The following is a 13,255-nucleotide window of genomic DNA, read 5'->3' as shown; positions in this document are numbered from 1 at the left end:
CGTCCCGGCGGGTCGCGAGGTCAGAACGCGGGTCAACGACAGTGTTGTTGACCCGCGTCGGTCGCGGCCTGCGCGAAAGGCTCCGTCGAAGTCATCGGGAGCGTCCGTATCCTTCCGTCAGCTGCGGTGAGATCGGACAACTATGTCCGATTTCAAGAAAGTCTCGAAGTCTCACGAAAGCTGTCAGACGGTCTCGCGAAGTTGTCGGAGTTTCACGAAGCTTGTCGGATCAGAATCGGCGCAGAACCATCTCCCCGCCCTAAACGATCGTTTCAGCGGCCCTCGGACGTGCTACTCGTTTTCACTGGTTTCGCGTCTCAGCGACCGATCCTCTTTCGGACAGTGCCAGCCGGACTCTCAACCTCTCCCCTTGAAAGCGGCACCGCCGATTTCGAGACCTCTACGGCGCGATCGGGGAGGTCATCGCTCTTCCTCTGAGATGGGTCAGGACAGCCATGCCGCAACTGACATCCTTTGACGTATGAAGACTCCAGAAGAAGTAGCGGCAGGGGAGCGGCTGTCCAGGACTTCGTTGCGTGACTTCAAAGCGGCGCCTCGGGGCAAGGAGCCGGACTACGATCTCCCTTCGTTCATGGCCACCGTGCCGCTGGAAGAAGCGCCGATCCCCGTGTTGCTCCGTCATGCGCTGAACCTGATCGGCATTGACCACACGGGCCCGGGGGAAAAGGTTGCCTGGTGGGCAACGTTCGCCTACAAGGGCTATGCGTGCTCGCTCGTACACCAGAAGTTCGGTCTCCGGCTACGTATCCGCGGCAACCTCACTGACGCGCAGGCGAACAGTCTCCTATCCGAGATGCAGGAGAAGCTGGTATCGGCCGTCGCAACTGTTGAAGGGCTGCTGATCACCAGAACTCGCGACACCTTGAACGCGGGAGACGTCACAGTCGTTAATCAGGAACGGCAGTTGCGGCGGGCGTATAGCTACTTCCGCGAGCGTGCAACAGACCCAGACGTTGTGGCCGACGTTTCCGACAGCGGAAAGAGCGAGTTCGGAACGTGGACATCGTTCATCTTGGGCAAAAACATCATGGCCATGAACTCGTTCCACGACCTCGTCGCCGCCATCTCGGCCTTCCTCAGCTCCCTGGAGCATGAGCTCGTCCTAGCTCTTCCGTTTCTGGACTTCAACCCGTCGATTGATGACCTGACCCGGATCATCGGTGACACATGGGGCAAGAAATGGCGGCGCGTAGTGGGAACGTCTGACCCCGAAGCGGTTCGGCTGCGGGAACGGCTTGCCGAGGTAGTCGAGCGTTGGCGCAATCCATATTCGCACGGAGGGTTCGAGAAGGGGCACAGCGCGACGATCTACGTGCACACCCCCATCGGGGCACTCCCGGTCGGGCTGTCACAGATCCGCGATAGCCCGCTGTTCTCGTTTCACGCCGCGTCGGAGACCGACATCGAAGGCGTCTTCGCCCTGTTCGACGAGATCGACGCCTACCTCGACGGGACGATGCCCCATGCAAGAGCCTGGATCGCCTCTGGCCTCGACGTCAGATTCGACGCAGATTTCAGAGCACAAGTGGTCGAGTACGAATCTAAGGGCAACCTGCAGGAGCTAATCGATGCTCACGCCTACCGAGCGGACATGATCGCCAACATGGACTTCTGAAAGGCGCTGCGACAGGGTTGATCGCTGCGACGCCGAGGAGAAGCGGTCGATGATCGTGACCAGGCCAACGACCTCGCTAGCGGTCAAGCGTTGCGATGACTCGGTGATCAAGACGCGTGTGACCCGGTTGCGAAGCTTTCTCGCTGAGTAGTTCCGTGATGAGCACAGTGCGGGCTTGGGCTGGGTGGCTGCTTCCAGCGTGGTGTCGATCTCGCGGGCGTGAAGCAGGGGAGCGAGAAGCACGATCACGCAATCCTGCCGTCGGTGATCCTGTCGATCACAGGGGGGTTGACTTTGAAGTGCAGCTAGCCGTGCGGCGACGACTCTCTGCTTAGCCAAGGAGGACGGGGGCGAAGATGAGGATCGGGACGCTTCCGATGGTGGTGAGGAAGACGGTGTCGCGCGAGATCGTCTCGCCGACATCGTAACGTTGCGAATAATTGAAGACGTTCTGTGCCGTTGGAAGCGCTGCGAGAACGGTGACCACGAGCACGTCGTGCGCAGAGAGTCCGAACACGAACCGTGCAACCCCCCACGCGAGCACCGGCATGACGATGAGGTTGAGTGTGGTCGCTAGAACAATGTCTCGACGTCGTCCCGACGGGGCGAAGATGCGCTGACCGTGCAGCGACATCCCGTAGGCGATGAGAAGGAGCGGTACGCAGGCATCGGCGATGAGGTCGGCGGGTTGCAGGACAATTGCAGGCAATTCGATTCCTGAGACCGCGACAAGTGTGCCCAGCACAGAGGCGACGACGATCGGGTTCGTCGCTACGCGGACGATTACCCGCCAGAGGGAGGTCTGCGTGGTTGTTGCGGCATCCAGAATCATCATCGTGATGGGGGTGAAGACTAGTAGCTGCATGAGTATGAGCGGTGCTGGGTATGCGGCGCTCCCGAGCAGATAGAGCGACACCGGAATGCCGATATTGCTGGAGTTGACCTGACCTGCGCTCAAAGCGCCGATCACGGTTTCGCCAACGGATCGGCGCCATGCGAACCGTGCGATGAGGACGTACACCGCGATTACGGTAGCGGCAACTATGGCTGAGACTGGCAGGAGTGCGGAGAACAGGTTATCTACGTCTGCTTGCGCGAGGACAACGAACAGCAGAAACGGCGATAGAACGAAAAACGCCAGCCGTGCTAGAACCGGCCGGGCGTGCTCACCCAGCAAGTCGGTCCGGCCGACGATCCAGCCCACGAGGATCGCAACGGCGACAACGGTGAACCCGGTGAATGATTCCATCAATGGAACGACTGTCTAGGAAGCATCGAACGCTCTGGCGCGTTCAAGGATCTTCGTTGCACGCCTTAGACGGGGAGGGTCGCTACCGTCACGCACGACTCTTCCCCTGTCGTCGAAGTCTGTCAGGAACGCCCGCGCCCAGGAGATGTCCGAGGGCGAAGGGCTGAGCACTTCGTTCACCACCGCGAGCTGGTCGGGAGAAAGACAGAGCTTCCCCGTCATGCCAAGAGACACAGCAACCTCAGATTGCGCGCGAACCAGGGAATGGCTCGAGGCGACGGCCGGGCCATCGATCGGCCCAGGAAGGTTCGCGACGCGGGATGCGATTACCAACCGCGAACGGGGGTACGCCATCGCGAGGTCTTCAGCCGTCGCGCCGGTGTCCCCTCGGTAGTCGCCGCTGCCGAACGCGAGTCGAAAGGAGCCGCGTGCCTTCGCTATGGAGACTGCGTATTCGATGCCGACGGCTGATTCGATCAGTGCCACGACCGGTGCTGTCTCCGCGAGCCTGCTGTAGGTGGCTGTGACTTGGTCGCCCGCCTCCGTCTTCGCGAGCATGACGCCCATCAATCCCGGCAGGTGCTTGAGTGCATCCAGGTCGTTCGCCCAATGGTCCGAGTTACGGTCGTTGACACGGACCCACGCGCGGTTGTCTTCTGTCGATAGGAAGTCGGCGACGGCCTCTCGTGCCGTCTCCTTCGAGCGAGGGTCGATTGCGTCTTCGAGATCAAAGATGACCTGGTCCGCTCCGGAGACGAGCGATGACGCGAACTGCGACGGGTGTGCGGCATTGACCAGCAGCCACGTGCGCGCGACGCTCGGGTGTTTAGTGACGCTCATCGGACGCTCCTGAGTTGAAGGTCACGCATGTCGTCTATGGCTTCTACGGGGACAACAGGTAGTTGCAACGTCGAGACACGCGGACCTCCGGTGCGAACGCCGTTGATGACCACCGCGGCCTGAGCTGCACGCGGTCCCTGACCGAGCAGGTTGTTGTTGGCGTCCACACGTGGAAAGTTCGATGACGAGATGTCGAGGCGAATGCGGTGATGTGTCGCAAATCGGTTGGCGATCGGCGGCATCTCGATCTCTAAGTGCACGGTCAGCCTCGTGGGATCGTCATCTATGAGTTCCGGATCTTCTATGGCACGAAGGCGTACGACGGTGTCGCACAGGTTCATTGCGAATCCGTCCGGGTGGTCCTCGCTTGGCGGGTAGTGGTCAACGAGTTTGACGGTGACGTCCGTGTCTTCTCCGGTGGTTGAGAAGTCCATGCGCACGATTGGTGAGCCCGTGATGGCGAGGTCAGTGTTGAGTGGGTCGGAGCTAAAGGAAAGAACATCGGGACGTGACAGGAGTGGGAGATAGGGCTCCGCGCATCCTGGAAGTCCGGGTCGTTCTCGTTGATCGAAAGCACCCGGCTCAAAGACGCCAGGATAGGAGCCGATCCCTCCGCCCACGGTCGGGACAGGGTGGCGAGGATCGTATCGGAACGTGGTGAACTCGTCGGGCGCGGGCAGCAATGCCGGATGAGGGTTGAGGGTCCCTTTGCTGCCCAAGACCCAGGCTGATGCTTCGGCAGCAGATGGCGGCCATTGCTCGGCGGCGAGCCACTCACCACCGTGGTTGAGCCGACCGTGGGTGGAGGTGCCGGCTCCTCCACCCATGAGGAAGAACGTCACCCGGGGCCGGAACCCCGTAAGTGGCAGTGTGCTGTGGCTGAACCACCGCTTGCGGAGTTCGAAGTAGCCGCACCCGACGGCGTGCTCGAGGCTGGCGGCTTGTCCGAACTCGACATCGCCAGCGAACGTGTCGTCGATGCCGGAGTGGGTCCAGGGCCCAAGGATCAGGTAGGCATCCCCGTTGGGTCGTCGCTCCAGTTCGTGAAAGATCTTCACTGTGGACATGGGATAGATGTCGTACCAGGAGCTGATCTGGAGCGAAGGAAACCCTTCCAGCCGGCTTGCCTTCCCGCGAGCGGAGAGGCTCGGCTGTTCCCAATACCTGTCGAACGTGTCTTGGTCCCATTGAGAGAGCAGGTCGTCCTCGCGTTCCCGGTCGAATCGCAATGGTGAGCGGCCGTGCCGCCAGGGGAGGCGGAGCAGCCATTGGTCAAGTGCTTGCTGATCGATGGAGCTCACCCTGACGGTGTCTCCCTGATCGGCGGCAGCCCGGCGGGCCGCGCTAAGTGCCCAAGTAGCTTGTTTGAGCTCGAAGGCACCATTCAGTCGGATCCCTTCGTGGAATGCACTCCAGAATCCGCCTCGGTCAAGATAGAGTCCCAGCAGTGCTGGCGCGCCGGCGACGGCAGCAGCGAGTGCCGCGTGGGCGGAGTAGGAGACGCCCATGAGGATCGCGCCGGCGCCGAACCAGGCGTGCGTCGTTGCCCATCGGATGGTGGCGAGCCCATCGGCGGCCTCATTGACATACTTCGTGAAGACGCCCCCCGAATCGCCAGTGCCTCGGCAGTCCTGCACGATGACGGTGAATCCTTCGAGACATAGCTCCTCAAGATGGGCCTGGAACTGCGCGGCCGGGAGACCGTGGAGCGCTGCCTTGCGGCCGTAGGGCGTACGTTCGATGATGGTGGCGCGGGGCGCCACGCCCACGGGGATGAGAATGTCGGTGGCCAAATCCACGCCGTCCGGCATGGAGACCACGGTCGTGAGCCGTTTGACAGTGAGGTCGGCGGCGTCGTGCAGATCCTGCATGGAGATACCTGTTCGGGGCTAGTCTGCGGATGTATCGACCGGCTCGTGCGGGGAGGGGTCGTCCATGCGCGCCGCGTTGACAAGGATCTGTGTGTACGGATTCTGCGGTGCCCGCATGATCTGGTCCGCTCGTCCGCGTTCGACGACCTCGCCGCGGTAAAGCACGGTGACTTCGTCGCTGATGAAGTTGACGACACCGAGGTCATGCGAAATGAAAAGCATGCTCAATCCGCGGTCTTCTTGAATGTCCTTCATGATGTTCAGTACCTGTGCCTGAACGGAGACATCCAGGGCGGAGACAGGCTCGTCCGCGACGATGAACTCCGGCTCGAGGATGAGAGCTCGCGCGATGGAAATACGTTGTCGCTGCCCGCCGGAGAATTCATGAGGCAGTCTGCCGAGGAAGCTCTGGCTCAGTCCGACTTCGTCCGCGACCTTCTTCACACGCCGCTGCCGCTCGGCCGAGTTCCCCTGCCGTTGCACCAAGAGCGGTTCTTCGAGGAGCTCATTGAGAGTCATGCGCGGATTGAGTGAGCTTCCGGAGTCTTGGAAGATCATCTGCATTCGCAGCCGGTGTTTGCGAAGCCTTTCGCCGCGTAGGGAGATGATGTCTTCCCCCACGCACTCGATGGCGCCTGCCGTCGGGCGGATCAGCCCGATCGCAATCCTTCCGAGCGTTGACTTTCCGCTGCCGCTTTCGCCGACAAGCCCCATCACGGTGTTGGGGCGAACGACCAGGTCGACGTTCTTGGCTGCATACATGGTCGTTTTTCGTCCGAGCGGCCCGACACGGTACGTCTTCTGAACCTGTGTCATCCGCAGCGCTACTGGGTCAGTCATGCCGAAGCTCCCGCCGGTTCGTAGGGGCGAACTCGACGGTTGTTGCCGAGGTCGATCATTTCTTGCGCGTCCGGTGCAGAGGAGTTCTGAAACGAGGGGACGGTGGGGAGGCGTCGCTGATCACGCGAGAGTGCCCTGGCGACCTCGATCAGAGCGCGAGTGTAGGGGTGTTGAGCATCGTCCATGACTGCCTTCGTGGGGCCGGTCTCGAGGACTTGCCCGCCATACATGACGGCAATGTTGTCGCTGTGCCGAGCAACGACAGAGATGTCGTGACTGATGAGGATCATCGCCAGGTTGTCGCTGCGGCGCAGCTCGTCGAGCAGTTCCATGATCTGTCCTTGGACGGCGGCGTCCAGCGCGGTGGTGGGTTCGTCGGCGATAACCAGCCGGGGGCTGTTGGAGAGAGCCATGGCGATCATGACGCGTTGGCGTAGTCCGCCCGAGAGCTGATGCACGTAGCTGTTAAGCACGTTGCGGGCCGGGGGAATACCGACCTTATCTAGCAACTCTGCGGCGCGAGCCTCTGCGGCGCGAGCGGAGACCTTTTGGTGGAGGCGGATCGGTCGGATCATCTGATCTTTGATGGAGAGCAAGGGGTGCAGCGCTGACATGGCTTCTTGGAAAATGAACCCGATCTCGGTGCCGGCGAGAGCGCGTCGTGCTTTGGGTCGGAGGTTGGTCAGCTCCTGGCCCTTGTATCTGATGCTGCCGGTGACGGTCATGTTGTTTTCGAGAAGGCCAGCGATGGCCATCGCGGTGATGCTTTTTCCGGAGCCGGACTCGCCGACGACAGCGAGGCATTCGCCTTCGGCCACCGCGTAGGAGACGTCGGACACCAGTTGAAGGGGTGCGTTTGATCGCTGCCGAACCGAGACGGCAACACCGTCGAGGGTGAGGATCGGGTCGTGGAGTGCGGTCATGGTCACGCTGCCTTTCCGTAGCGGATGCGAGGGTCTGCAACGGCGTAGAACAGGTCGACGACGAGGTTCGCGAGCACCATAATCAGGGCGATGAAGAACACGCAGCCTTGGATGAGGGGGTAGTCACGTCGCTGCACGGCGGTGAGGAGAAGCTGGCCGAGCCCGGGCAGCGAGAACACGGTCTCGAGGATGACGGCGCCTCCGAGAAGGGTGCCGAGGCTCAACCCGAACACTGTCATGACGGGAACGACAGTCATCCTATTCACATAGTGGTTTTGAATGTCACGGTCGGAGATGCCCAGTGAACGAGCGGTCGTGACGAAGGGCTGCCGCATCGAATCGAGCATCGATGCGCGGGCGTATCGGAACAGTTCTGCCGCTTGCAGGATGCCGAGGCAGAAGACGGGGAGAGCCAGGTGCTGCGCCCATGCGAAAGCGTCTTCGGTCACAGGAACGTACCCGGCTACCGGGAACCAACGCAGCTGTACGGCAAATACGCCGACGAGGATCACCGCGAGCCAGAAGCTGGGTATAGCATTTCCGATCACCGCGAACCCCACAAGTACGCGGTCGATGAGTCCGTTGTGTGCGCGGGATGCGATCGTGGCTGTGACGACGGCGACGACAAGTGCGAACAACATCGACAGGAGAACGAACGTCGCTGTGACCGACAGGCTCCCCAGAACCAGGCTGCTTACATCGGCGTGGAGGAAGAGCGATTGACCGAAATCGAAGCGGATGAGGCTGCTGATGAAGTCGAGGAACTGGCGCCAAAGGGGCTCGTTCAGGCCGAGTTGGGCTTCGAGTTCCGCGATCTGCTCAGGTGTTGCTTCATCCCCAAGGAGCGCTCCAGCGGGCCCGCCCGGTGCTAAGCGTATGAGGACGAAGAGTAGGACCATCGGAACGAGGATCGTGGGCAACAGTGCGCCCAGTCTTTTGAGTGCGTAGAGGATCATGGTTCAACCTCGTGAGGATCGCGGATCGAGGGCATCACGGAGCGCGTCGCCGAGGAGCACGAGTCCGAGAACGGTGAGGAAGATAGCAAGGCCGGGGAAGACGGCCATCCACCAGGCCGGGTTGAAGTATTGCTGTGCCGAAGAGAGTTGCCCGCCCCAGGTAGGAATCGAAGGATCCAATCCGATGCCGATGAACGACAGGGATGCGATGACGAGGATCCCGGTGGCCAGCGCCATTGTTGATTGGACGATGATCACTGAGACACCTTCGGGGGCGATATACCGGAGCAGGATCCGAGGCGTTCGGGCTCCGATAGCGCGGGCAGATTCAACTGATGTGAGTTCTTTCGCGGACAGAGCGGCGCCGCGGACGAGGCGTGCAGTAGCCGGAACGAGGGCTATCGACATGCCGACGATCAGGGGTGCGACTCCGTTTCCGAGAACTCCGACGAGGCTGATCATCAGGACGACGGTGGGGAACGACATCAGCCCGTCCATGATGCGCATGATCACGCTGTCGAAGCCGCGGTAGTACCCGGCAAGGACGCCGATCACGTACCCGACCAGTACGGCGATAGCTGTTGAGACGACCGTGATGAGCAGTGCTGCCCGGCCACCCCAGACGGTCAATCCGAAGACATCTCGGCCGAGGTTATCTGTTCCGAAGAGATGTTCCGCGCTGGGCGACTGCAGCCGGTTGAGCGGTTCGACCACGTTGGGGTCGGTGTTGATGAGTGGTGCCGCGACCGAGATGACGATGATGAGGAGTAGTAGGCCCGCGCCCACGAGGGTGTTGGGCTCTCGGAGGAGTGCCCTGCTGGTTCTTGCGAACCGTGTGAGTGAGGATGACATAGCGATTCCTAGTGAGCGCGGGCGGGTGACTACTGGGCGACGACGACGTTGTAGAAGCCGCGCGCACTGCCTCGTGCGGGCGGGTACTCTGCGATGTTGCTGCTGGTGACGTCGATCTGAGAGCGGCCTCCGAACCTGACGAACGGCACCTGCTCGTAGATCAGCCCCTGCAGGTCGTCCCACACGGCTTTGCGCTCTTCCTGAGTGGCGCCGGCTGTGAGCTGTTCCATGAGGTCTTGCTTTTCGGGGGTGTTCCACCAGCCGGGGAAGTTCTCTCCGAGGAACACCACGGTGAGGGGGTCGCCGTAACTGCTGCCACCTGACATGAACAGGTTCCACTTTGTGTCGTCTCCACGGGCAGCGGTGAAGGCGGCACTATCGAGGAGCTCGGCCTTGACGTTGAAGCCGGCGTCGGTGAGCTGTTCGACGATCACGGGCGTATAGGCGTCAGCCGCCTGATAAAGCAGGACGATCTCCTCACCGTTATACCCGGCTTCTTCTTGCAGCTTCTTAGACAGCTTGATGTCGGCGGCGTTGTACGCGTCGGCCCCGGCTTCGCTGTACCACGGCGATCCCTCTGGGAGGAGACTGGAGTTGAGGTCTACATACTCCTCGGAGGGGGCGATAGCGGCCATGATGCTCGTGTCGTCCAAGGCGGCCTGCAGAGCTTGGCGGAGAGTCTCGTCAGCCAGGATGCCGTTTCTGGTGTTGAACTGCATCAGCGGGAAACCACCGCTTGCTGTCTGGTTGACGGTTACGGCGGAGTTTCCTTCCACTGAGGTGACCTGATCGAGAGGGAAGTTAGGAGCGATGTCCGCCTGCCCCGAGACGAGGAGGTTGGAGACGTTGGCCGGAGTGCTGGGTACGAAGGTAATGGTGTCGGCATACGCGACTTTCGCGCCTGCGGCGCCATCGCTTTCCTCCGTCCGCGACGCGTAGTCGTCGAATCGGCTCAGCTCGATCGACTGGTCGGGTACGTAGCTGTCCAACTTGTAGGGCCCCGTGCAATTCAGCGACTGGAGCGCATCAGCGGGCGCCTTACCCGCAATCGAGTCGGCGGACATGATGTACGCGGCGGTGTCCGGAGTGGCGAGCAGCGCTGGGATGGCTCCGCTGGGTTGCGTGAGGACGAGATTGACGGTGTAGTCATCGACAGCGGTCACTGTTTCGACCAGGCCGCCGAAGATCGCGCCGGGTGCGCTCTCGGCGTATCGCTGCAACGAGGCGACGACGTCAGCTGACGTCAGCTCGGTGCCGTCGTGGAAAGGTACGCCCTCGCGGAGCGTGAACTCATACGTCTTCGCATCCTCGTCGTAACTCCAATCCTCCACCAGTCCCGGCGCAACGTCGAGTTCGGCGGTGCTGGCAAAGAGGCCTTCGCATGCCTGCGCTGCGGGCATCCCTGCAGCGCGCAAGCTGGTCGATACGGGGTCGATCGTCGGTGGGATACCAGCCACGGTGATGGTCCCACCCTTCTCGGGTGTCGCGGAGGCGGTCGGCTCGGCCGTGCCGCCGCCGCTGCAGGCGGTCAGTGTGGCGGCGATCGCGACAAACGCGACCACGGGGGCAATGCGGTGCATTTTCACTTGCTCACTCCTATGTGACGTGCTCCCTCGAGCATCGCCGCAATCGGCGCTGCTCGGGGGTTCGGGTTGGCCCTGGTCGGGATGCTCGTGTGGAGACATCCTCGTCCCGGGATGCTGGCTCCAACAGAAGCTAGCGTTGGTGTGTATCGAGCACATTACCATTCGATTTCAAAAAGAAGTAGTTCGATTGGTTGCATACTTTTTTCGATTTCTGTTAGTTTGGAGATATGACGATGGAAGAACGCAGGTACCGCGACGAGGACGTCGCACCAGGGTCCGTGGGGGATGTGTTCCGACAGATCCGTTCTAAGGGTGCGACCTCTCGCTCAGCGATAGCGCGTTCTTTCGGTCTGTCCCCGTCGACCGTTGGCCTTCGCGTGGAAGCGCTGCAGCGGTTAGGGCTGGTCACAGATGAGGGCAAGCATGATTCGCAGGGCGGTCGTAGGGCACGGAATCTCGCTGTCGTGGACGATGCGGGCTATGTGGTGTCCGTCGAGCCCGGGGTTCGGCTACTGAAATTGTCGGTTGCGAATCTCAGCGGGCACATCATTCATAGTGAGCGCCTTCCCGCCGTGGCCAGTCAGGAGCCGGTGGATGCTGTTGCCGCGATTTGGGCGGAGATCGTCACGTTGATGGAGACCGCACGAGTGCCCTTCGAGCGACTCCGCGGCATCGCGGTCGGGCTGCCGGCGTCCGTCGAATATGCCACAGGTCGGGTGGTGATGCCATCGTTCATGCAGTCCTGGAATGACGCTCACGTGCCGCAACTTTTCCGCACTCACACGACGGTGCCGGTGCTCGTAGAAAACGATGCCAACCTGGTAGCGATATCAGAGCTTTCGGAGGTCGCGGGCAGCCACGACGACTACTTCCTTGCTGTTCTGCTGGGACGACGTATCGGCGGCGGGCTCGTCGCGAACGGCGAACCGCTGCGCGGCTTCAACGGTGCGGCCGGGGAGTTCGGCCACACACCCGTGGCAGGGCCGGCCGTGATTCCTTGCGTGTGCAGCCTTGATGCGTGCTTGGAATCAGTTGCTAGCGGTGCGGCGGTCGCGGCTCGGCTGTCCGCGCTCGGGCATACCGTCGATATCCCTTCCGACATCGTCGCGCTCGGTCGAAGCGGCGATCCCCGCGTGCTTGCGATCCTCCGAGAGGCCGGCACGCACATCGGCGCTGCCCTCGCTTCGAACGTGAATTTCTTCAACCCGCGCCGCGTCGTTCTCGGTGGTGCGCTCTCGCTGTCGTCTCCGCTCGTGGCCGCACTGCGCGCGGAGCTGTTCCAGAAGTGCCTACCGATCGCGGCACAGGATTTGGATATCAGCGCCATCGATGATCCGGACACGGCCGGTGCTCGCGGGGCCCTGCGTCTTCTTCTAGACGAGGTACTCGCCCCGGCTCGAATCGATGAGCTCGCTCAGCTCGCGCTCGTCGACGAGAAGGCGACGAGTTGAACGTCAGCCCCACGACAATACTCACCACCGCCAGGGCTGCGTTCGCTACTCTTGCGGTCGACATTGGGGGCACCACCCTTAAAGGGGCGATCTTTGGCCTCGATGGCAGTGTCCGACACCAAAAGCAGGTTGGCACCTTCGCTGCAGGACCCGACCCTCTTCTCGCGTTGACTGCACTGATCGAAGAGTTGCAGGGGGCGGCCGACGAAGACGGCTGGACCCTGCTCGGCATTGGTCTCGCCTCTCCGGGGGTCATCGATGCGGACCGCGGTCGCGTCGTCTATGCGTCCAACCTCGGCTGGAACGAGCTTGCACTGGCAGAGTGTCTCGCGCGTCGCTTCTCCCTTCCCGTTCGCGTCGAGCACGACGCTCGTGCTGGCGCCATCGCTGAGATCGCCGCGCGCGGAGACGACAGCCGATACCGCGACTTCGTTTTCGTTCCGATAGGAACGGGTGTTTCGGCAGCGCTCGTCCTGGATCGCAGAGTCATCCATGGCGCCACTTGGGGTGCGGGCGAGTTCGGACACATGCCGGTCGTGGCTTCAGGGGAAAGTTGCAGCTGCGGGGGTTTCGGCTGCATCGAGGCGTACTCGTCTGCCACGACAGTTATGAAGCGCTACCGGGCCCGCGGTGGGATCGCTGCGAATTCGACCCCGGAGCTCGTGTCCCTCTTGCCCACGGATCATGTCGCTGAACGAGTTTGGCGCGATCTGGTCGACGCCTTGGCTGTTGGATTGAGTTCGTTGTGCGCCGTCATCGATCCGGCTCGCATCGTCATCGGCGGTGGACTCTCGCTGGCTGGCGACGTGTTGCTCAAGCCGCTCCGTGCGGCCATGATCGAACGGTTGCCCTGGCGAGAAACTCCGCCGCTGGTCCAGTCAGGACTCGGGAGCCACGCGGGCCTGATTGGTGCAGCCCTCCGCACGCTTCCCTTCACTGAGCATTCCCGGCAGCGCTTCGCCCTCACCGCTGCAGACGAACTCCGGACAGCGGCACATCCGCGGGAGAGCTCCAGCACGCTTCCTTGACCGTACGCCTGACGAATGGACCC

Annotated in this window: 11 protein-coding genes; 3 read left to right on the top strand and 8 right to left on the bottom strand. The window is 61.9% G+C overall.

The genetic code is table 11. The features are described 5' to 3' along the window. The first annotated feature begins 481 nt into the window (after positions 1–481). Positions 482–1,636: a hypothetical protein gene (locus LC452_RS16175; RefSeq protein ID WP_223627098.1), complete on the top strand. Its 1,155-nt coding sequence runs from the start codon at positions 482–484 to the stop codon at positions 1,634–1,636. 331 nt (positions 1,637–1,967) lie between these two features. Here the strand turns inward: LC452_RS16175 and LC452_RS16170 are convergent, their stop codons facing one another. From LC452_RS16170 to LC452_RS16135, 8 genes are read right to left on the bottom strand one after another with little or no spacing between them, the layout of a single operon-like run. Continuing rightward, positions 1,968–2,885, bottom strand: a complete 918-nt coding sequence (locus LC452_RS16170) for an AEC family transporter (protein ID WP_223627096.1) — start codon at positions 2,883–2,885, stop codon at positions 1,968–1,970. 15 nt (positions 2,886–2,900) lie between these two features. Further along, positions 2,901–3,725 carry a CoA ester lyase gene (locus LC452_RS16165; protein ID WP_223627094.1) on the bottom strand — a complete coding sequence of 275 codons (825 nt, stop codon included), beginning with the start codon at positions 3,723–3,725 and terminating at the stop codon, positions 2,901–2,903. Next, on the bottom strand, positions 3,722–5,596 hold the full coding sequence (locus tag LC452_RS16160) for a CocE/NonD family hydrolase (protein ID WP_223627092.1): 1,875 nt from the start codon (positions 5,594–5,596) through the stop codon (positions 3,722–3,724). The genes LC452_RS16165 and LC452_RS16160 overlap by 4 nt, the downstream gene beginning before the upstream one ends. Positions 5,597–5,614: 18 nt before the next feature. Further along, positions 5,615–6,436, bottom strand: coding sequence for a dipeptide/oligopeptide/nickel ABC transporter ATP-binding protein (locus LC452_RS16155; protein WP_223627090.1), 822 nt, complete (start codon positions 6,434–6,436; stop codon positions 5,615–5,617). Continuing rightward, positions 6,433–7,359, bottom strand: coding sequence for an ABC transporter ATP-binding protein (locus LC452_RS16150; protein WP_223627089.1), 927 nt, complete (start codon positions 7,357–7,359; stop codon positions 6,433–6,435). The genes LC452_RS16155 and LC452_RS16150 overlap by 4 nt, the downstream gene beginning before the upstream one ends. 2 nt (positions 7,360–7,361) lie before the next feature. Then, on the bottom strand, positions 7,362–8,315 hold the full coding sequence (locus tag LC452_RS16145) for an ABC transporter permease (protein WP_223627087.1): 954 nt from the start codon (positions 8,313–8,315) through the stop codon (positions 7,362–7,364). A 3-nt stretch (positions 8,316–8,318) separates the two neighbouring features. Further along, entirely contained in the window at positions 8,319–9,167 is an 849-nt protein-coding gene (locus LC452_RS16140; protein WP_223627085.1) for an ABC transporter permease, read from the bottom strand. A gap of 29 nt (positions 9,168–9,196) precedes the next feature. After that, a complete protein-coding gene (locus LC452_RS16135; RefSeq protein WP_223627705.1) occupies positions 9,197–10,747 on the bottom strand; it encodes an ABC transporter substrate-binding protein in 1,551 nt (516 codons plus the stop codon). A 470-nt stretch (positions 10,748–11,217) separates the two neighbouring features. Here LC452_RS16135 and LC452_RS16130 point away from each other — a divergent pair, with 470 nt between their 5' ends. After that, entirely contained in the window at positions 11,218–12,204 is a 987-nt protein-coding gene (locus LC452_RS16130) for an ROK family protein (RefSeq protein WP_223627083.1), read from the top strand. Continuing rightward, on the top strand, positions 12,201–13,232 hold the full coding sequence (locus tag LC452_RS16125; RefSeq protein WP_223627081.1) for an ROK family protein: 1,032 nt from the start codon (positions 12,201–12,203) through the stop codon (positions 13,230–13,232). Before LC452_RS16130 ends, LC452_RS16125 begins: the two co-directional genes overlap by 4 nt. Positions 13,233–13,255: the final 23 nt, after the last annotated feature.

The organism is Microbacterium sp. EST19A (genome assembly GCF_019969685.1).
Classification (GTDB): Bacteria; Actinomycetota; Actinomycetes; order Actinomycetales; family Microbacteriaceae; genus Microbacterium.
Note: the sequence above shows the minus strand (reverse complement) of the source record. Positions and strands in the feature narration are given on the sequence as shown.